The sequence below is a fragment of the Nocardia neocaledoniensis genome (assembly GCF_029868625.1).
GTDB lineage: Bacteria > Actinomycetota > Actinomycetes > Mycobacteriales > Mycobacteriaceae > Nocardia > Nocardia neocaledoniensis_A.
On record NZ_JARWOJ010000148.1, the window covers coordinates 1 to 19,935 of the forward strand.

General features: G+C 69.0%; 15 protein-coding genes and 4 tRNA genes. 5 read left to right on the top strand and 14 right to left on the bottom strand.

From position 1 onward, the window contains the following. Nucleotides 1-94: 94 nt before the first annotated feature. The 3 genes from phoU to dusB all read right to left on the bottom strand — a co-directional run bounded on the left by phoU (nt 95) and on the right by dusB (nt 4,243). Nucleotides 95-760, bottom strand: a complete 666-nt coding sequence (gene phoU / locus QH270_RS10795) for a phosphate signaling complex protein PhoU (RefSeq protein ID WP_280340585.1) — start codon at nt 758-760, stop codon at nt 95-97. A 90-nt stretch (nt 761-850) separates the two neighbouring features. Then, nucleotides 851-2,911 carry an LCP family protein gene (locus QH270_RS10800; protein WP_280340586.1) on the bottom strand — a complete coding sequence of 687 codons (2,061 nt, stop codon included), beginning with the start codon at nt 2,909-2,911 and terminating at the stop codon, nt 851-853. Between the two features lie 183 nt (nt 2,912-3,094). Further along, a complete protein-coding gene (gene dusB, locus QH270_RS10805) occupies nt 3,095-4,243 on the bottom strand; it encodes a tRNA dihydrouridine synthase DusB (protein ID WP_280340633.1) in 1,149 nt (382 codons plus the stop codon). A gap of 273 nt (nt 4,244-4,516) precedes the next feature. Here dusB and QH270_RS10810 point away from each other — a divergent pair, with 273 nt between their 5' ends. Then, entirely contained in the window at nt 4,517-5,104 is a 588-nt protein-coding gene (locus QH270_RS10810) for a hypothetical protein (RefSeq protein WP_280340589.1), read from the top strand. A gap of 61 nt (nt 5,105-5,165) precedes the next feature. Here the strand turns inward: QH270_RS10810 and QH270_RS10815 are convergent, their stop codons facing one another. From QH270_RS10815 to QH270_RS10825, 3 genes are all read right to left on the bottom strand, one after another. After that, the gene (locus QH270_RS10815) at nt 5,166-6,122 is read right to left on the bottom strand and encodes an acyl-ACP desaturase (protein ID WP_280340591.1); all 957 of its coding nucleotides are present in this window, start codon (nt 6,120-6,122) and stop codon (nt 5,166-5,168) included. A 227-nt stretch (nt 6,123-6,349) separates the two neighbouring features. Next, nucleotides 6,350-6,943: a DUF937 domain-containing protein gene (locus QH270_RS10820; protein WP_280340593.1), complete on the bottom strand. Its 594-nt coding sequence runs from the start codon at nt 6,941-6,943 to the stop codon at nt 6,350-6,352. Nucleotides 6,944-7,077: 134 nt separating this feature from the next. Beyond that, a tRNA-Lys gene (locus QH270_RS10825) sits at nt 7,078-7,153 on the bottom strand. Between the two features lie 766 nt (nt 7,154-7,919). On the opposite strand from QH270_RS10825, the gene QH270_RS10830 reads away from it, so the two are divergent. The 4 genes from QH270_RS10830 (at nt 7,920) to QH270_RS10845 (ending at nt 8,992) form a co-directional block, all read left to right on the top strand. Further along, nucleotides 7,920-8,591, top strand: a complete 672-nt coding sequence (locus tag QH270_RS10830; RefSeq protein ID WP_280340595.1) for a TetR/AcrR family transcriptional regulator — start codon at nt 7,920-7,922, stop codon at nt 8,589-8,591. A 92-nt stretch (nt 8,592-8,683) separates the two neighbouring features. Beyond that, a tRNA-Glu gene (locus tag QH270_RS10835) sits at nt 8,684-8,756 on the top strand. 30 nt (nt 8,757-8,786) lie between these two features. Next, nucleotides 8,787-8,860 (top strand) — tRNA-Asp (locus tag QH270_RS10840). A gap of 58 nt (nt 8,861-8,918) precedes the next feature. Beyond that, nucleotides 8,919-8,992 (top strand) — tRNA-Phe (locus tag QH270_RS10845). Between the two features lie 46 nt (nt 8,993-9,038). Here QH270_RS10845 and QH270_RS10850 read toward each other — a convergent pair. The 8 genes from QH270_RS10850 to QH270_RS10885 all read right to left on the bottom strand — a co-directional run bounded on the left by QH270_RS10850 (nt 9,039) and on the right by QH270_RS10885 (nt 19,894). Continuing rightward, nucleotides 9,039-9,731 (bottom strand): TetR/AcrR family transcriptional regulator, encoded by a 693-nt coding sequence (locus QH270_RS10850; protein WP_280340597.1) that lies wholly within the window; start codon nt 9,729-9,731, stop codon nt 9,039-9,041. 7 nt (nt 9,732-9,738) lie between these two features. Continuing rightward, on the bottom strand, nt 9,739-10,728 hold the full coding sequence (locus QH270_RS10855; protein WP_280340599.1) for an NADPH:quinone oxidoreductase family protein: 990 nt from the start codon (nt 10,726-10,728) through the stop codon (nt 9,739-9,741). Next, complete coding sequence (locus tag QH270_RS10860; protein WP_280340602.1) at nt 10,728-11,939, bottom strand: acyl-CoA dehydrogenase family protein; 1,212 nt, start codon at nt 11,937-11,939, stop codon at nt 10,728-10,730. Before QH270_RS10860 ends, QH270_RS10855 begins: the two co-directional genes overlap by 1 nt. Before the next feature lie 16 nt (nt 11,940-11,955). Continuing rightward, nucleotides 11,956-12,777 carry an SDR family oxidoreductase gene (locus QH270_RS10865; RefSeq protein ID WP_280340604.1) on the bottom strand — a complete coding sequence of 274 codons (822 nt, stop codon included), beginning with the start codon at nt 12,775-12,777 and terminating at the stop codon, nt 11,956-11,958. Between the two features lie 10 nt (nt 12,778-12,787). Continuing rightward, complete coding sequence (locus tag QH270_RS10870) at nt 12,788-14,188, bottom strand: MFS transporter (RefSeq protein ID WP_280340607.1); 1,401 nt, start codon at nt 14,186-14,188, stop codon at nt 12,788-12,790. 146 nt (nt 14,189-14,334) lie between these two features. Continuing rightward, nucleotides 14,335-17,517, bottom strand: a complete 3,183-nt coding sequence (locus QH270_RS10875) for an acetyl-CoA carboxylase family protein (protein ID WP_280340610.1) — start codon at nt 17,515-17,517, stop codon at nt 14,335-14,337. Next, a complete protein-coding gene (locus tag QH270_RS10880; protein WP_280340611.1) occupies nt 17,514-19,244 on the bottom strand; it encodes an AMP-binding protein in 1,731 nt (576 codons plus the stop codon). The genes QH270_RS10875 and QH270_RS10880 overlap by 4 nt, the downstream gene beginning before the upstream one ends. Nucleotides 19,245-19,270: 26 nt before the next feature. Continuing rightward, nucleotides 19,271-19,894, bottom strand: a complete 624-nt coding sequence (locus QH270_RS10885; protein ID WP_280340612.1) for a TetR/AcrR family transcriptional regulator — start codon at nt 19,892-19,894, stop codon at nt 19,271-19,273. Nucleotides 19,895-19,935 lie beyond the last annotated feature (41 nt).

Here is a 19,935-nt window from a genome sequence, read left to right on the forward strand (position 1 = left end):
CCTATATTCCGACTCCCACAAAAACCTCCCGCCGCCCCCCTAACACCCCCCCGCCCCCCTGCCGGCGGCGCCCGGGGGCTTTCTCGCAAGTCACCTACGAGGTTTCCAGATCCTCGTCGGTCGGGAGGACGCCGGTGACGAGGAAGATCACGCGGCGGCCGATCTCGACGGCGTGGTCGGCGAAGCGCTCGTAGTAGCGGCCGAGGAGGGTGACGTCGACGGCCGAGGCCACGCCGTACTTCCACTCCCGGTCCATCAGGAGGGTGAACAGGTGGCGGTGGAGGTCGTCCATCGCCTCGTCGTCCTGGTTGAGCTGGGCGGCGCGCTCGGGATCGCGGGTCTCGAGCACCTCCTTGGCGCCGGCGCCCATGTTCACCGCGATGCGGCCCATCTCGGCGAAGTAGCCGTTGACGGCCTCGGGGAGGGCGTGGTTGGGGTGGCGACGGCGGGTCACCTTGGCGACGTGCAGCGCCAGCGCGCCCATCCGGTTCACGTCGTTGACGATCTGGATGGCGCTGACGACCTGGCGCAGGTCACCCGCGACGGGCGCCTGCAGCGCGAGCAGCGCGAAGGCCTTCTCCTCGGCCTCGGAGATCATCACCGAGATCCGATCCTGCTCGCCGATGACCTGTTCGGCCAGCGCGAGGTCAGCCTGCAGCAGCGACTGGGTGGCCTGTTCCATCGCCTGGCCAGCGAGACCGGCCATCTCGCCCAGGAGGTTGGCGAGATCGGCCATTTGCTCGTTGTAGATGACACGCATGCTTGCAGACCCTAGTGGGTACCCCGGTCGCTGTCACCCAACGGCGGGTTAATGCCGCGTGGCACTGTCATGCCAGTTCAGCGGGGCATTCTATTTGCAGGTGTCATCCGCGGCGTTCATGTGCTCGAGGTCCGAGGGCAGGGCCACCGGGCCCGCGCTGTGCGGGGTGCCGATCGGCACGTTCGGCAGTTCGGTCCCGATCGGGGTGGCGGTGCGCACGGTGCCCGCGAAATCGGTGCCGAGCACCACCTCGATGATGCTGCCCAGCTCGGGTGCTTCCTCCAGGCTCGCACCGGGAATGGTGCTCGCCGCGGTCGCCGCCTCGGCCTCCATGCCCGGCGCGAACCGGACCTTCGAGGTGGTCGAGGTGCCGCCCGCGTAGTTACCGGTGCTGTAGATCTGGAACCCCTGGCCGTCGAGCTTGGTCGCCGCGCGGTTGGCGGCGCCGACGGTGCCCGAACCGTTGGAGACCAGCAGCGACATGGTGCTCGGCGCGACGGCGATCAGCTTCGGCGCGGCGGGCGCCGGCGTCGGGGACGAGCTCTCGACCTCCGGCGCCTTCACCTCGCCGGGCAGCGGCTGGTCGTCGATGACGGCGCGGAAGATGGCCTTGATGTCGGTCTCGCGGGGGATCTCGTTGCCGTAGGCGTTGGTGCCCGCGGTGGGGATGGTCAGGAAGGTGACGGCACCCGCGTCCATCTTCTGCAGCGAGCGACCGAGCAGCAGCAGGTCCTGCGGAGTCACCTTGTCCACGAAGGTGTGGCTGGTGAAGGCCTGGATGAACCCGTTGAGCTTGCCCGGATCGAACAGCACCTTGCTCGACAGGGCACCGCGCAGCAGGGACGCCATGAACTTCTGCTGCCGGTTGATCCGGTCGTAGTCGCTGCGTTCCTCGCCGACGACGTGCCGGGCGCGCACGTAGTTGAGTGCGGTCTCGCCCATGACGCGCTGCTTGCCGGAGGTCTCCAGCACCGTGCCGAGCACACCGTCGATGATCGGCTTGGTCGAGCACACCTCGACGCCGCCGATCTGGTCGACCATGGCCTCGAAGCCGGCGAAGTCGATGCCGATGAAGTGGCCGATGCTCAGGCCCGACATCTTGCGGACCACGTCGACCAGGCAGCGCGGGCCGCCGCGGGCGTAGACGGCGTTGAGCTTGTCGCCCATGGCCGAGGGCATCTTCTCCTCGGTGTAGGCGGCCTTCTCGTTGTCCCAGCCCGAGCACTGCGGCCGGGTCACGTCCAGGTCGCGGGGGAAGGACACCACGACCACGCGCGACCGGTTCTTGGGGATGTGCACCAGCATCACCGTGTCGGCGCGAGAGCCCTCGGCGTCGTCGGTGGTGCCAGCGCCCATGTCGGCGTTCACGCCTGCTCTGGTGTCGGTGCCGACGATCAGATAGTTCTCGTCGCCGAGCTGCATGTCGCCGTCGAGCACGTCCTCGGTGGTGCCGTCGAGGGCGGAGACCTGGGTGAAGCTGTTGCCGGTGGCACGCAGGTAGCTCCAGCCGCCGCCGGTGACGACGAGGGTGAGCACGGCGAAGATGGTGAGCGCGACGCGGCCGGCCATCCTGGCCTGCCTGTTGCGGCGGCCGTCGGCGTCGGGGCGGCGCGGGGGCGCGGCCGACGCGGTCTTGACCGGCTTGGCCCGCTTCGGCGGCTCGGTGGCGGTGACGGCGGGCAGGATGTCGGTGGCGGGATCGCCGAGCGGATCAGCCGTCCGGCGGGGCGCGGTCGGCTTGCGTCCGGTGCGCACGGCCTCGGTGGGCAGCGCGGTGGTCGCGGTGCGGTCGGCGGGGGATTCCACGCGCCGCACGACCTTTTCCTCGACGGGAGGTACCGCGTCGACGCGTGGTTCGAGCTCGGGGCGGGGAGTGGGCCGTGGTGCCTGCTCTCGTGCGCGTCTACCCGCCCGTGAGCCCGGGGTGGGCTCGGCGCCCGGGGGACGTCTGCGCCGGGTGCGTTCGCTGTCGACGCGGTCGACCAGGTCCTGCACCGTCAGCGGGGGCGCCGTGGGGTCCTGCGTCGCGTCCGCGTGCCTGGACCGCCGCGAGCCGGTCTCGGCCTGCTCGGTGGGTTCGGCCTGCGGATAGCGCTCCCAGGGGGCGCGACTTCCGGGCCGGGGCGTTCGCCCACGCCGATCGTCACCCACCAACGAACCTCACTTCTCTAGCTACCGCAGCATGCGCGTCACCGCCCGGCCCCGATTCGTACCGCAGCCGAACGATGTCCGCAATGATAACGATTCCGCCACGAGTGGCCACTCCAGTACGCAAACGAATCGACGGCGAACTCGTTGCACACCGATGACAAGTACCGGTTGACCTCGGCGGAATCAGCCGCCGCTGTGCATCACATCGGCGGCGGTGGGGACGGTGTCGTCCTCGGGGTCGTCGAGCCAGCCGTCGGGGAGGGCGACCTTGGCCTGGGGGGAGCCCTGGCGGCCGCGGGGGCCGAGCGCGTCGGTGGGGAACGGGATCGTGGGGTCGAGCTGGGCGACGAGGTCCTCGATCTGGGTCAGCCGGGAGACGGTGGCGAAGCTGCGGCGCAGCTGCGAGCCGACCGGGAAGCCCATCAGGTACCAGGCCATGTGCTTGCGGATATCGCGCATCGCCTTGTCCTCGCCGTCGTGCTCGGCGAGCAGGGTGGCGTGCCGGATGAGGATCTCGCCGACGCGCCCGAGGGTCGGGCCTTCGGGGATCGGCTCGCCCCGCAGCGCGGCACTGAGTTCGGCGAACAGCCACGGACGGCCGAGGCAGCCGCGGCCGACGACCACACCGTCGCAGCCGGTCTCGCGCATCATCCGCAGCGCGTCGTCGGCGGAGAAGATGTCGCCGTTGCCGAGCACGGGGATGGTGGTGACGGCTTCCTTGAGCCGGGCGATGGCCGACCAGTCGGCCGCGCCGGAGTACAGCTGGGCGGCGGTGCGGGCGTGCAGCGCCACGGCGGCCGCGCCCTCGGCCTCGGCGATACGGCCGGTGTCGAGGTAGGTGAGGTGGTCGTCGTCGATGCCGATGCGGAACTTGAAGGTGACGGGCACACCGGCCGGTTCGGCCGCCGTCACCATCTCCTTGACGATGTTCGCGAACAGCCTGCGCTTGTAGGGCAGCGCGGAGCCGCCACCGAGCCTGGTCACCTTGCGCACCGGGCAGCCGAGGTTCAGGTCGATGTGGTCGGCCCAGCCCTCGCCGACGATGATGCGGACGGCCTCGCCGAGCGTCTTCGGGTCGACACCGTAGAGCTGCATCGAACGCGGACTCTCGTCCTCGTCGAACGACATCATGTGCAGCGTCTTCTCGTTGCGCTCGACCACCGCGCGGGCGGTGATCATCTCGCACACGTAGATCGACGTATCGCTGCCGAATTCCCGGCACAACGTACGGAAGGCTCGGTTGGTGATACCCGCCATGGGAGCGAGCACGACCGGCGGATCGACCGGGTAGGGCCCGATCCGCAGCGCCGCCGGCGCCTGGGGCATCGTCATAGTCACGCGCACCATTGTCTCATCACCCGAGGTCGCGGCCCAAAAATGGGAGGTGCCCCCGATCACACGAACGGCCGCTATCCGGCCGATTCGGGCCGAATGTGATCGATCTCGCCCAATAGATGTTTCGCATGGTTACAGCATCATTTGCGGCAGACGACACGGCCGCGCCGTCGTCGCTGGTCGATCCGGGTGCGACGCCTCAGTAGCCTGTCACTGCTGGCACCGTCGCCTCCGGCGGTGCGCTGTCCCCACCCCATCGGAGAAGCACCCATGGCCGACGACGCCACCGACCTGACCAAGCCCACCGCCGAGCCGACTCCCGCCCAGCCGGGCAAGGGCACGGTCGCGGTGCAGATCTCGTCGCTGATCGGCGGCGCGGTGATCGCCGTGCTCGCGATCGTCGCGATCGTGCTCGGCGTGCTGCTCGGTTCGGCGCGCTCGGATCTGTCCGAGATGAAGGCGCGCAACGCCGACGACGCCAAGGCCGAGCAGATCGCGCTCGACTACGCCGTCGGCTCGGCGACGCTGAACTACGAGGACGTCGACGCCTGGGTCGCCAAGCTGAAGGCGGGCACCTCGCCGGAGCTGTCCAACAAGTTCGACGCGACCGGCGACAAGCTCGAGCAGATCATCATTCCGCTGAAGTGGACTTCCTCGGCCACGCCGATCACCGCCAAGGTGACCTCGCGCGAGGGCGAGGTCTACAAGGTCGCCGCCTTCGTCGACGTGAGCACCACCAACGCGCAGAACCCCGACGGCCTGCGCAACACGGTCACCTACAACATCACCGTCGACGCGGGCAAGGACTGGAAGATCACCGATGTCGGCAGCACGGACGGCGCCCTGCCGACCAAGTAGCGCCGAGAACGACGAACGCGCCGTCTCCCCGGAGGGAGGCGGCGCGTTTCGTTCGTGTGGACTAGACCCCGGCCAGCTCGCGCTTCTTGGCTTCGCGGGCGAGCATCTTGTCGCGCTGCTCCTCGAACTTGACGACATCCTCGCCGAGCTTGTCCAGGAAGCCGGCCAGCCGCTCACGGGTGGCCTCGCCACGCGCGGTGAAGTCGGTGCGCTCGAAGATGTTCCACTTCTTGAGGACCGGCTGGACCACCTCTTCGAGGTGCTGGCGCAGGTCGTAGATGCCGTGCTTGGCCATCAGCACGCCGTTGCGACGGAAGTTCGGCATGCCGGCGCCGGGCATCTGGAAGTTCTCGACGATCAGCGAGATGGCCTCGATCGCCTGGTCGGGCGACAGGTCGAGCGCCGCGCCGCAGAGGTTGCGGTAGAAGATCATGTGCAGGTTCTCGTCGGCGGCGACGCGCTGCAGCATGCGGTCGGCGATCGGGTCGTCGCACACCTTGCCGGTGTTGCGGTGGCTCACGCGAGTGGCCAGTTCCTGGAAGGTCACGTAGGCGACCGAGTGCAGGAAGCCGGCGTCGACCTCGGCGGGGGAGGCGAACCCGTTCGTCATGTGGATCATGCGGGCGTTCTCGAGGGCGACCGGATCGACGCCGCGGGTGACCACCAGGTAGTCGCGCATCACGATGCCGTGGCGGTTCTCCTCGGCGGTCCAGCGACCGACCCAGGTGCCCCAGGCGCCGTCCTGGGAGAAGTTCTCGGCGATCTCGCGGTGGTAGGACGGCAGGTTGTCCTCGGTGAGCAGATTGGTGATCATGGCCGCCTTGGCCACCTCGCTGAGCTTGGACTGCTCAGGATCCCAGTCGATGCCGCCCATGGCGGCGAAGTTGCGGCCTTCATCCCACGGGACGTAGTCGTGGGGATGCCATTCCTTGGCCAGCGACAGGTGCCGGTTGACGTTTTCTTCGGCAACCGGCTCCAACTCCGTGAGTAGTTCGAGTTGAGTCAGATCCCTTGCCATGTAAAAACCCTTCGCTGTCGTGCTTACGGTCGAACGTCGCGATGCGGCCATACCTTACGGCACCGTAGGTGTGATGCGAAACGCAACAGAGCGGATTTCCGCCGAAGTTGAGCAACGCCACAACCTCGGCCGACGCCGTCTCGTCGTGCTGACGAGTCTAGGTGTTCGGCCCGCAGCGTAGGGACTATCGCTGCGGGCCGCACAGTGTTAGCTCCCGTAACGAAGTCTCAGCGTTTGCCGCCGAGCAGCCCGCCGAGAATGCTGCCGAGACCGCCGCCCGCGTTCTTGGCCAACGCGTCCCCGATGACGCCGCCGAGCCCGCCCGCGTTGCCGCTGCCACCGAGCAGACCGCCCAGCAGATCGCCGAGCCCGCCACCGCCGGTGGACTGCTGCTGCGGCGCGGGCGCCGCCGCGCCGCCGCCGGTCATCTGCTTGGCGAGGTAGGCGAGCACGATCGGGGCCAGGATCGGCAGCAGCTTGCCGATCAGGTCGTTGCCGCCGGTCCCGCCGGTGCCGCCGAGCGCGCTGATGACGGTGTTCTTCTCGCTGCCGAAGACGTTGTCGACGATCTTCTCGCCGTCGGCCACGTCGACCTGGTTCAGGTCGACGGCGCCGTCGCCCTCGACGAGTCCGCCGTGCTGGTCCAGCGCGCCCATCAGCGACGCGGCGCCCTGTGGTTCGGCCGCGTTGGCCTGCAGGCCGCCGAGCAGGGTCGGCAGCGCCGCCTGCACGGCCGTGGTGGCGGTCGCCTGGTCGACGCCGAGTTGGTCGGCGATCTGGGCGATCGGTACCTGGGAGAGCAAATCATCGAAGGAAGTCATCGGCTCCGCCTGTGTTCGAGGGGGCCCGGTAGTGCCCGGGTCGCGCTCAGGGTAGAAGACCGAGGTGGCGGGACCGGGGGTTTCGGCGGCGATGGCGCCGTACGCGTCGCCACGTGACGATGGTCACGTGGTGGTGGTGCCCCCTGTAGGACTCGAACCTACGACCTAGTGATTAAAAGTCACCAGCTCTACCAACTGAGCTAAAGGGGCGCGGTGGGGAGTCTAGCGGACACCGCGCCGCTGGGCCGAATACCGGTGGGTGAGCTCCGTCGCGCCGGTCGGCCTGTGCTGGTAACGATGATGGCGACGCCGACGATTCGGTGGTAACCGGCTGGTACCCACCACCGTTCGCGCTTCCGGTCGCGGCATGGTATCGAATACTGTTGTAACGCAACAACTTTCGACGATCAGGGGTTTTGTGGCGGATCTGGTGATGCGGTGCGGGCGCGCGTCCGCCGACCGTCGGGGTGTGTTCGGGGCGGGGTCAACCGGGCTGTGCGCCTGTGTATTTCATAGCCGACGAAACCATTTCGGTAGCGCTCGGTTTGCTGGCGCGGATATCCGTCCCGGTTGTTCGGATGGGTGTTCCATTTGCCGCGTGTCGGCTGGAGAATCCGGGTACGGTGATCGCCTGGTGAATTACGGAACAATCACCGGCGCCGCGTTTTCCGATGTCCGGCGCCGGCCCGGGAGTCCCGGAATTCATCGAGGGTTCGACCGCGCCGGGGTGCTCGTGAAAGGCGCGCGAATCCTCGGCGAAGGGGTCGGCGTCACCGCAAGAGGAGGCGGTTCTCACAGGTAGTTGGGCCCGAGTGTGCACCCCCTGCGGCGCACTCGGGCAGGCGAACTATACCAGCCGGAGGGGTACCGGCTTTCTGCGAGATTTCATACCGAAAGTTTGAATTAAAACCACTATTTTGCGCTTGCGGTCCGTTATTGATCGTGAGCGGCGAGAAGGTTCGGAGGCGTTTCGAGCATGGCACGGCAGCAAGAGCGGGCCCGCCGGACACGCGCGGCGATAATCAAGTCCGCGGCCGTCGAGTTCGGGAAGAGCGGATATGCCGCGGCATCGCTCAACCGCATTCTGGAAGGTTCGCGGGCGACCAAGGGGGCGATGTACTTCCACTTCGACTCCAAGGAGGATCTGGCGCGCGCGGTGCTGGAGACCGCTGTGGAGCGCTACCGCACCTGCGCCGAGCGCTGGCTGTCGCGCGGCGATCTGGGCGCGCTCGACGTGCTGCACGGCATGGTCGACGAGATCGCCCTGCGGCTCGAGCACGACACCATCGTCCAGGCCGAGTACCGGCTGGTGATCGAGCCCGATTTCCACCGCGACGTGGGCAACGGCGGTGCTCGGATCCTCGGCCGCGCCACCAGGGTCCTCGCCGTGCGCGCGATCGAGGGCGGCCAGCTGCGCCCCGACGCCGACCCCGACCGCTTCACGCGCACCCTCGCCGCGGCGCTGGCGGGCCAGCGCTATCTGGTCGACCCCATCGCCAACGGCTCGGCCGCCGACCTGCGGGCGCGCTTCGCCGAGGTGCTGGAGGTTATCGTGGAGTCGATGGCGACCCCGGTGTGGATCCAGCAGTTCCGCGCCGAGGGGTGGCGCGCCCAGGCGCGCCTGGAGGACCTCGGTTTGGGCGCCTGACCAGGCGATTTGGAACTCCGCACTCACCTGTCATAAGCTATGCGAGCTCCCAACGGAAACGTTGAAAGCCGGTCCGGAGAGATCCGGGACGAGCCCCCTTCGTCTAGCGGCCTAGGACGCCGCCCTTTCAAGGCGGTAGCGCGGGTTCGAATCCCGTAGGGGGTACAGTCTTCGGACTGTGTAGCAGTACAGCAAGGCCCTGTGGCGCAGTTGGTTAGCGCGCCGCCCTGTCACGGCGGAGGTCGCGGGTTCGAGTCCCGTCAGGGTCGCAAGTAAGCGCCGGAGCGATCCGGCGCTTCGCGTATGGCATTCAGTACGGGTGCCTGCGGCCAGGTAGCTCAGTTGGTACGAGCGTCCGCCTGAAAAGCGGAAGGTCGCCGGTTCGATCCCGGCCCTGGCCACAAAGAATCCCCTCACCAGTTCGACTGGGCGAGGGGATTTTTGCGTTCAGTCCGCGTTCTTGGTGGGGAGGCGCAGTGCGTTCACCCAGAGGCGGGTGACGGTGTAGACGAGGTCTTCGATGGGGCGGGGGACGCCGTCGAGGTGGCCTTCGGCGGTGACGAAATAGTTGAAGGCGAGGCGGCTGACCATGCTCGAGAGGGCGCGGGAGGCCAGCATCGGGTCCAGGTCGGCGTCGGCGAGGCCGCGCTCCTGCAGATCGGCGATACTGCGGGCGTTGCGGCGGATGAAGGCGTCGGCCCTGACCTGGCGCAGCTTGCTGAACTCGGGGTCGATGTTGGCGACCTGCTCGAGCAGCCCCATCAATTTCGCGTTGCGCCTGTACGCCTCGAAATAGGCCCTATTGCTGGCCTCGATGATCGAGGCCGGATCGTCCGCACCGTCGACATGCTCCATCCCGGGATGGAGCATGTCCTCCTGGGCGTGCTCCAGGATCGCCGCGAAGATCTCCTCCTTGCTGGCGAAATAGGTGTAGAAGGTGCCCGAGGAGCACTTCGCCTCCTGGGTGATGTCGACCAGCCGGGTATCGAGATAACCCAGCCGCTCGAACACCTTCCGGCCCGCGTCGATCAGCGCGGTCCTGGTACGGAGGCCACGCGGGGTGGCCGGGAGCTCGCGCAACAGCGAGGTGCGCGCCATCGAGGGCGCGCGCTCGCCGTCGGAATCCGCGGGACGTTCCATGCAGTATTTATATCCCGGGCTGGAACACGATCCTGCCGACGGTGTCTCCGTCGCCGAGCCTGCCCAGGCCCTCGGGCACGTCGGCGAGCGAAAGCCGTTCACTGATGAGAGGTTTCACCAGTCCCTCGGCGGCGAGCCGGGTCAGTTCCGCGTGGCAATCGTGGATGGCCTGCTGGTTGTACTGCTTGTAGAGGCCCCAGTGCAGTCCGATGATCGAATAGTTCTTGATCAGCGCGTGGTTGAGCGCGGGCTGCGGGATGGTGCCACCGGCGAAGCCGATCACCAGGATGCGGCCCTCGAAGGCGACGCACTTGGTCGACTTGGCGTAGGCGTCGCCACCGACCGGGTCGTACACCACGTCGGCGCCGCGGCCGCCGGTGAACTCCTTGACGATCGGCACGAAATCGTCGGTGTGCCGGTCGATCACGAGGTCGGCGCCGAGCGCGCGGCAGTAGTCGGCCTTCGCCGCCCCGCCGACGACCCCGATCACCCTGGCGCCCGCGGCCTTGCCCAGTTGGACGGCGGTGCTGCCGACGCCGCCGGCGGCCGCGTGCACGAGCAGCGTCTCGCCCGGCCGCAGCTGGGTGCGCCGGTGCAGCGCGAACCAGCTCGTCTGATAGCCGATCACCAGTGCGGCCGCTTCGGCGTCGTCGAGGGATTCCGGTGCGGGGAAGGCGTTCTCCGCGTCGAGGACGGCCAGCTCGGCGAAACCACCGCCGGGGAGGTTCGCGGTGCCGACGATGCGGTCACCGGCGGCGAACCGGTCGACACCGGCGCCGACAGCGAGCACCTCGCCACACAGTTCGACGCCCGGCGTGAACGGCAGCGGTGGCTTGATCTGGTACTGCCCTCGGCACAGCAGCACGTCGGGGAAGTTGCCGGGCGCCGCGAGCACGCGCACCAGGATCTGCCCCGGTCCGGCCACCGGGTCCTCGACCTCGGTGAGCTGGAGGACGTCGCGTGGCTCGCCGAGCTCGGCGACCTGCCAGGCCTTCATCAGATCTCCTTCTTCGCGTATTTGCGCAGTTCCTGCCGGGCGATGGTGCGCTTGTGCACCTCGTCGGGCCCGTCGGCGAGCCGCAGCGTGCGCAGGTGCGCCCAGGCCGCGGCGAGCGGGAAGTCGTCGGTGACGCCGGCGCCGCCGTGCACCTGGATCGCCCGGTCGACGATCTTCAGCGCGATGTTGGGCGCGGCCACCTTGATCGCGGCGATCTCGGTCCGGGCGGCCTTGTTACCGACGGTGTCCATGAGATGGGCCGCCTTCAGGGTGAGCAGCCGGATCATCTCGATTTCGATGCGCGCCTCGGCGATCCAGTCCTGGATGTTGGCGTTGTCGGCGATCGGGCGGCCGAAGGTCACGCGTGCCAGCGCTCGCTCGCACATCAGTTCCAGCGCGCGCTCGGCCATGCCGATGGTGCGCATGCAGTGGTGGATGCGGCCGGGCCCGAGCCGCGCCTGGCTGATGGCGAACCCCTCGCCCTCGCCCTTCAGCACGTCGGTGGCGGGGACTCGGACGTCGGTGAAGTCGATTTCGGCGTGCCCGTCGCGGTCCTGGTAGCCGAACACGGGGAGCCCGCGCAGCAGCGTGATGCCCGGCGCGTCGATCGGGACGACCATCATGGTCTGCTGCCGGTGTGGCGCGGCGGTCGGATCGGTCTTGCCCATCACGATGAGCACCCGGCAGTTCTTGTGCAGGGCGTTGGTGGCGAACCACTTGCGGCCGTTGAGCACGTAGGAGTCACCGTCGCGGACCATCGACAGCTCGATATTGGTGGCGTCGGAGCTGGCCACCCGCGGCTCGGTCATCGCGAACGCGGAGGCCATGGTGCCCTCGAGCAGCGGCTTCAGGTACTTCTCTTTGTGTTCTTCGGTGCCGAACAGCTCCAGCACCTCCATGTTCCCGGTGTCGGGAGCGTTGCAGTTGCAGGCTTCCGGCGCGAGATGGCTGCGGCCCATGATCTCGGCCAGCGGCGCGTACTCGAGGTTGGTCAGGCCGGGACCACGGCCGGGATGCGGGTGGAAGAGGTTCCACAGGCCGCGCCGTCTGGCCTCGACTTTGAGTTCCTCGAGGATCGGCGGCTGGAAGTGTGGGTCGCCGGACGCGCGCATCTGCGCTTCGTAGACGGGCTCGGCCGGGTAGACGTGGGCATCCATGAAGTCGAGCAGGTCTTCCTGGTACCTCTTGGCACGATCGGTCAGTTCGAACATCGTGTTCCTCTCTCGCTCAGCGGGTCTCGGCCAGCAGCGCCGACTGGTAGCGGCGCATGCCGCGCAGCCAGCGGTCGTAGTCGGAACCCTTGTTGCGGTACATGTCCAGTACCTGGGGGTGCGGCAGGATCAGGAACTGTTCGGCGTCGACGGCGGCGAGCACGATCTCGGCCACCTCGGCGGGCTCGAGTACCTCGCCGGCCGACACGACCGCCCTGGTCGCGGCGGCGCCGAGCGCTTCGCCCGAATCCTGGCCCGCGTACAGCAGTTTCGTGTTCACGCCCATCGGGCACAGGCAGCTCACGCGCACGCCCTGGTCGCCGTAGGTGATGTTCAGCCATTCGGCGAAGCCGACCGCGGCGTGCTTGGTCACCGAGTAGGTCGCCGAGCCGATCTGGGTGAGCAGTCCGGCCGCCGACGCGGTGCTGACGAAGTAGCCCTCGCCCCGCTCGACCCACCGCGGCACGAGCAGCTGGGCGGCCCTGATATGGGCGCGCAGGTTCACCGCGAGCGAGAGGTCCCAGTCGTCCTCGGTGGCTTCGAGCCCCGAAGCGCCGCTGATCCCGGCGTTGGCGAAATACAGGTCGACCGGACCGAATTCGCGCTCGGCGATCGCGATCAGCTCCCGGATCGCGGCCGTGTCGGCCGCATCGGCGCCGACACCGACGGTGGCGCCGGGATGCTCGGCGTTGATCTGTCCCGCGACGGCCCGCGCGGCATCCGCGTCGAGGTCGGCGACCACGACCCGGGCGCCCGCCGCGGCGAGGGCGGTGGCCACGGCGGCCCCGATGCCCGCGCCGCCGCCGGTCACGATGGCTACTCTGTCAGCTACTCGCACTACGTATTCCTCACTGGTACAGGTGGACACCGGGGACGGCGGCGGGATCGTCGCGTACCTCGGCCGGATTGGTCTCGCGCAGCAGCCACGCGCTGGCGACGGTGATCAGGGCCATCACGAGCAGGAACACCGAGACACCGGTGGTGGACCCGGTATTGGCGATGATGGCGGTCATCAGGAAGGGCGCGCCGCCGCTGATGGTGATCGCCGCCAGCTGGTAGGCGAGCGACGCGCCCGAGTAGCGCACGCGCGGTTCGAACAGCTCGCCCATGAAGGCGGCGAGCGGACCGTAGGTGAGCGCCTGCAGCGCCGAACCGATCCCCACGGCCAGGAACACCGCGTACACGCTGGCGGTGTTGACCAGGCCGAAGAACGGGAACGCCCACAGCGCCATGCCGATACCGCCGACCAGGATCAGCGGACGTCGCCCGATCCGGTCCGATGCCGCGCCCGCCCACAGGATCACACCGGTCAGCAAGGCGGAGCACAGCAGCGAGATCGCCAGCAGCGCATTGCGATTCATCCCGAGTTCGGCGGTGCCGTAGCTGAGCAGACCGGCGATGCTCACGTAGAACAGCGAATTGGTCGCCGCCAGCAGTCCGCAGCCGAGCAGGATCGTGCGCCAGTGTCCCTTGACGGCCTCGGCCAGCGGCGCCTGGGCCACGGCGGGTTCCTTCTTCGACGCCGCCTCGGCCTGCAACTCCTTGAACTCGGGGGAGTCCTCGACCCTGGTGTGGATGTAGAGGACCACCGGGAACAGCAGCGCGCTGGCCAGGAACGGCACCCGCCAGCCCCAGCTCAGGAACGCGTCGGTGGACAGGGCGGCGGTGGCGCCGAGGAACACGAGATTGCCCAGGATCAGCCCGAGCGGCACGCCCATCTGTCCGAAGGTCCCGGCGAAGCCGCGTTTCTTCGGGCCCGCGGATTCGGTGAGCAGCAACACGATCCCGCCCCACTGCCCGCCACACGCCACGCCCTGCACGAAACGCAGCGTGACCAGCAGGATCGGCGCGAGGATCCCGATGGTGCCGGTGCTCGGCAGGCAGCCGATCAGGAAGGTGGCCACGCCCATGCCGAGCAGGCAGGCGACGACCACGGGCTTGCGGCCGTACCGGTCACCGAAGTGCCCGGCCAGCACGCCGCCGATGGGCCTGGCCACGAAACCGGCCCAGAAGGTGCTGAACGAGAGCAGCGTGCCCATGAGCGCGGAGGCGTCGGGGAAGAACACGTGCGGGAACACCAGTGCCGCGGCCGTGCCGTAGAGGAAGAAGTCGTACCACTCGATGGAGCTGCCGACCAGGCCGGCGGCCAGCAGCTTGCGATGGGCGCGTTTACGTTCGGTCGCAGTCGGTAGGGGCACCGAGGAGCCGGTCAGGGTGTTGGAGCCGGGTCGCTGTTCGGGATCGATCATCGTTACTCCTCGATGGATCTGCGGGTGAACATAATAGAAGTTGACGTCAACTTCAAATTAGCGAGCGCTCGCTTAGTTTAGGAGAGCCGGCTCGCCCCCGCTCGAACTCGGCGAAACCGGTGCCGAGCTGGGCGGGGGCCGCCGAATCAGGGGAGCAGGGTGGCGATCCAGGCGCGGGTGTCGGCCGGGTCGATCACGTCGTCGAGTTCGAAGCCGGTCGCGGCCGTCAGGCCCTTGCCCTGCTGATAGGCCATCGTCAGCAGCTGCTGGAACAGCGTCTCGCGCTCGTCCGGGTCGGCCACGGCGGCCAGTTCCTTGCTGAAGCCGAGCCGCACCGCGCCCTCGAGGCCCATCGGCCCGATCTCGCCGGTGGGCCAGGCGATGGTGAAGTTCGGTGCGTGGAAGTGGCCCGCCGCCATGGCCATCGCGCCGAGGCCGTAGCCCTTGCGCAGGATGACCATCCCGAACGGCACGGTCAGCTGGGCGCCCAGCGCGAACAAGCGGCTGAACCGGCGCACGGTCGCGGTCTTCTCCGCCTCCGGGCCGACCATGAATCCCGGTGTGTCACACAGGGAGACGATCGGCAGGCCGAACGACTGGCACAGCGTGAGGAACTCGCCCAGCTTGTCCGCGGCCTCGGCATCGATGGCGCCGCCGAGATGATGACTGCTGTTGGCGACCAGGCCCAACGGCTGGCCGTGCACCCGCACCAGCGCGGTGACGATGCCGACCCCGTGGTCGGCCCGCAGTTCGAGCACCGAGCCGACGTCGGCGATCGCCTCGATCGCGCGGTGGATGTCGTAGGCGCGCAAGCGGTTCTCCGGCACCACGTGCCTGGCCGAGCGGGGATCCGGCGCTTCGAAATCGGTCACCGGGCCCTGGAAATAGCTCAGGTAGCGCTTGGCCAGTTCGACCGCGTGCGCTTCGTCGCGGGCGACCAGGTCGACCACACCGTTGCGCCGCTGCACCTCGATCGGGCCGATATCCTCGGGTCGGTAGGCGCCGAGGCCACCGCCCTCGATCATGGCCGGACCGCCCATGCCGATATTGGCGTCGGGGGTCGCGATGATCACGTCGCAGACACCGGCCAGCGCCGCGTTGCCGGCGAAGCAGCGACCCGACACGATCGACACCAACGGCACCTGACCGCGCAGCGCGCCGAGCGCACGGAAGGTGGTGACGTCCAGGCCCATTCCGGTCCAGTCGGTGTCGCCCGGCCTGCCGCCACCGCCTTCGGCGAACAGCACGACCGGGATCCGCTTGCGGGCGGCGAGTTCGAAGGCGCGATCGGTCTTGGCGTGGTTGACCTTGCCCTGCGTGCCCGCGAGCACGGTGTAGTCGTAGGAGATCACCACGGCCTCGGCACCGGCGAAGCGGTCGGCGCCGATCGTGGCCAGCCCGGTGACCAGGCCGTCGGCGGGGGTGTTGGCGATCAGGTCGTCCTCGCTGCGCCTGCTGCGCTGGGCGGCGAACGCGAGCGCGCCGTATTCGACGAAGCTGCCGGGGTCGACGAGGTCGGCGATGTTCTCCCTGGCCGTGCGGCGGCCGAGCCGGTGTCGCTTGGCGACGGCCTCGGGGCGGGCCTCGTCCAGGGTGACGCGATGACGGGCCCGGATCTCCTCGACATCGGCGCGCGGCTGGTCGAGGTCGAGAGCGGACGCGGCGCCACCGTCGTCCTCGGCGCCGGTGTGCCCGATGATCACCAGTGGGTCGCCGGGCGCGACGACCTGGCCGGGCCGCACCAGCACGCGGATGGCCAGCGCGGCGTGTGGTGCGGCGACGACGTGCTGCATCTTCATCGCCTCGAGCACGACGAGCTGCCCGCCCGCGCCGACCTCGTCGCCCTCGTCCGCGACCTCGACCACGGTGCCCGCCAGCTGGGCGCGCACGGCCTCCTGCCCAGGGTACAACTCGACCGAGGTGACGGCGGTTTCCGGTGGCGGAACGACGAACTCGGTCAACCGCGCCGTGAGGAACTCCGTGGTGGCGACACCCGACTGGAACTCGCTGTCGGACAGGATCTCCCGCAGGAAGCCGATGTTCGTGCCGAGCCCGGTGACGGTGAATTCGGCCAGGGCGGTGGCGCACTTGCGCGCGGCGGCGGGGAACGCCTGGCCACGGGTGCGGGTGATCACCTTGGCCAGCAACGAGTCGTAGCGCGGACTCGGGGTGAGTCCGGCACGGCCGAAGGTGTCGACGCGCACGCCCGGCCCGGTCGGTGGCGCGAAGGCGGTCAGGGGGCCAGCGGTGGGGACGGCGGAACCGTCGGACGCCATGGTCTCCATGTTCACCCGCGCCTGGATCGCGATGCCGTCAGCGGCGGCGGGGTCTCCGGTGGTCGCGGTTCCGTCGGAGACGATTCCGGCGGGCAGGTCCAGTTCGTCGAGCGCGGCGCCCCCGGCGATCGCGAGCTGGACGGCCACCAGGTCGACCCCGGTCACCTCCTCGGTCACCGTGTGCTCCACCTGGATGCGGGGATTCACCTCCAGGAACACGAATTCCGCGCCGGACACGAGGAATTCGACCGTCGCCAGCCCGCGATAGCCCACCCGCGCGCACAGCCACGCCGCCGCCGTGTGCAGGTTCCGGCGCAGGGCTTCCGAAAGGCCCTGGGCGGGAGCGATTTCGAGCAGCTTCTGATGCCTGCGCTGCACGCTGCAGTCCCGATCGCCCAGCGCGAGCGCGGCGCCTCCCGCGGCGACGATCTGGACCTCGATGTGCCGCGCCCGCTCGAGCAGCGCCTCCGCGAAGACCGCCGGATCGCCGAAACCGAGCCGGGCCTCGGCGGCGCACCGGCGGTAGGCGTCGTCGAGTTCCTCGGCCGCGCGCACCACGCGCATGCCGCGTCCGCCGCCGCCGGCCAGCGCCTTGATCATGATCGCGCCGGATCGCTCCGCGAAGAACGCGCGCACCTGCGCGAGTTCGGTAGGGCCCTCGGTCGCCGCCAGCACCGGCACCCCCGCGGCGACCGCCGCCTGTCGCGCCGCGGACTTGTCGCCGAACAATTCGAGCACGGCGGGGTCGGGACCGACGAAGGTGCAGCCCGCCGCAGCGCAGGCCCGCGCGAATTCGGCGTTCTCGCTGAGGAACCCGTACCCGGGATGCAGGTGATCGGCGCCGGACTCCTTGACGGCGGCCAGGATCGCGGCGTGATCGAGGTAGGCGGCGGGGCCGGTGCCGGGCAGGGCGATGGCGGTGTCGGCGGCGTGCACATTCGGGTTGTCGGCGTCGTCCTCGGCGTAGACGGCCACCGTCTCGACACCGAGTTCGGCGGCGGTGCGGATGATCCGCAGGGCGATCTCGCCGCGATTGGCGATCAGCAGTCTCACTTGATGTCCTCGCTGGTGGTGGTGATGTGCTCGGCGCGGGTGAACAGCTCGCCCTTGCGGATCTTGCCGGTCGCCGTCATCGGCAACGCGTCCAGAATCTCGACCAGCGGCACCTTGTAGCCCGCCATGTTCTGCCCCGCCCACGCCCGCAATTCGCTTGCCGTGAGAGCTGATCCGGGCCGCAACTGCACGAAGGCGAGGGGCACCTGGCCGCGTCGCGCGTCCGCCGCGGGGACGACACCCACGGTCTGTACCTCCGGGTGCAACGTCAGCAGCGATTCCACCTCCGACGGGAAGACGCTCATGCCGTTGACCTTGATCATCTCCTTGTTCCGCGCCAGATAGTGCAGGGCGCCACGCTCGTTCAGCTTGCCCACGTCACCGGTGTGCAGCCAGCCGTCGCGCAGCGTCTCGGCGGTGGCCTCCCGGTTGCCGTAGTAGCGGGTCAGGATCGACGGGCTGCGGACGATGATCTGGCCCTCCTGCCCGAGGGGGACCGGGGTGCCGGCGTCATCGATGATCAGGATGTCGGTGCCGGGCACCGGGAGGCCGCAGAACACCGGTTCGCTGCGCAGGTCGTAGTCGTCGTCCTGCAGGCCGAGGGTGAAGGTGTCGGCGGTGTGCGTCTCGGTCATGCCGTAGCTGGCCTCGCGCAGCGTGGTGCCCACCGCCGCGCGCCAGCGCGCCCTGATCTCGGCGTTCAGTTTCACGACGAAGGAGACGCCGGTGGTGTTCTCCAGCGCGTCGAGGGTGGCCGGGTCGAAGGCCGGGTGGTCCATCATCTCGACGTAGTTGTCGACCATGCCGATCATCGAGGAGACGCGGTAGCGGCTCAGCAGGGTCAGTGCGGTCGGGGCGTCCCACCGGTTCATCAAGACCGCGGTGCCGCCGCCGATCAGCGGGAACAGGATGCCGAAGTCCTCGCCCGCGATCCAGAACACGGGCAGGAAGTTCAGCACGGCGCGCGGTGGGCCACCCGGCTCGAAGCCGTTCGCGATGGTCGCGGTGGCGGCGGTGTAGACCATGTGGCGCTGGGTGTGCTCGCAGCCCTTGGGCATGCCGGTCGTGCCGCCGGTGTAGTTGAGCGCGGCCAGCGCGTCGGGATCGGCGGGCCGCGCTGGGGCGCGGGGGCTTTCGACGATCTCGTGCCAGTCGGTGTGCACGGGCGCGGTGTCGAAGGGCGGCGTGACGGCGGGTTCGGCGGTGAACATGTCGGCGAGGGCGGTGACGGCGAGCAGACGCACGGGTGTGTCCGCACGCACCTGCGCGACCAGTGGGGCCAGGTCGTGTTGCGCGAGCAGGACCGTCACACCGGCGTCCACGAGTTCGTGGCGTAGTTCGTGCGCGCGGAACAGCGGGTTGATCGGCACGTGCACCGCGCCTGCCTTCAGGATCCCGAGCATGGCGATGAGGAATTGCGGACAGTTGCCGAGGAACACGCCGATCCGGTCTCCCGGCTCGACACCGTTGGCGAGCAGCCAGCCCGCGAAACGGTCGGAGAGGTCGTCGTATTCGGCATAGCTGATATCGCGCCCGTAGAACGCGATCGCGGCCACCTCGGGACGCGTGCTTGCCCAGTGCCGCAGATAGTCGACGACGGCCATGGACTCGATCGGATACGTCACCGCGCGCGGCACCTCGGCGGGCCACGCGGCGGCCTGCACGGCTCTGATCCGCGCGAGCGCCTCGGCGAAATCGGGCGAGACGGCGACGGGTTCGACGGTCATGGGCACATCCGTTCCGGTGCTGGGTCTTATCGGGTGAAGCCGATCAATCGCTCGGCGATGGCGATGTGATCGGTGATGAACTGGTCGCGCTCGGCGGCGCCGGCTCCGGCGACGCGGGACGCGCCGATCAGCAGCGCGTCGGCGAGCGCCTCGACGATGCGCGGCAGCGGCGCGCACGGGTCGATGCCGCCCTCGGGCTGGACCCGGGTGAGGTAGCCGGTGAACCGCTCGCGCAGCCGGGTGCGGACCCGGGACCACTGCGCGCCGATCGCGGGGTCGATCCCGGCGCGGTGCTCGATCAGCGTCACCAGCGCGCCGTTGGCGAACACCGCCTCCGCGAACGCCCTCGTCGTGGCCGCGACCACCTCGGCAGGCGCGGTGACCTCGGTGTCGACCACGAACTGCGCCTCGTGGAACTGCGCGCACACCCGTTCGGTGATGGCGCCGAAGATCTCGTCCTTGGACGAGAAGTAGGCGTAGAACGTGGCCCGGGAGACCCGCGCCCTGGTGGTGACGGTCTCGACCGAGGTCTGGTCGTAGCCGAGTTCGGCGAAACACTGTGCCGCCGCGTCGAGGAGTTCGCCGCGGCGCGGTCCGGCGCTGTCCTTGCGCGCCGAGCGCGCTCGCTCCTGCGCTTCGCTTGTGGTCACGGTCACAAGTGTTGTTGACGTTGACGTCAATGTCAACACTG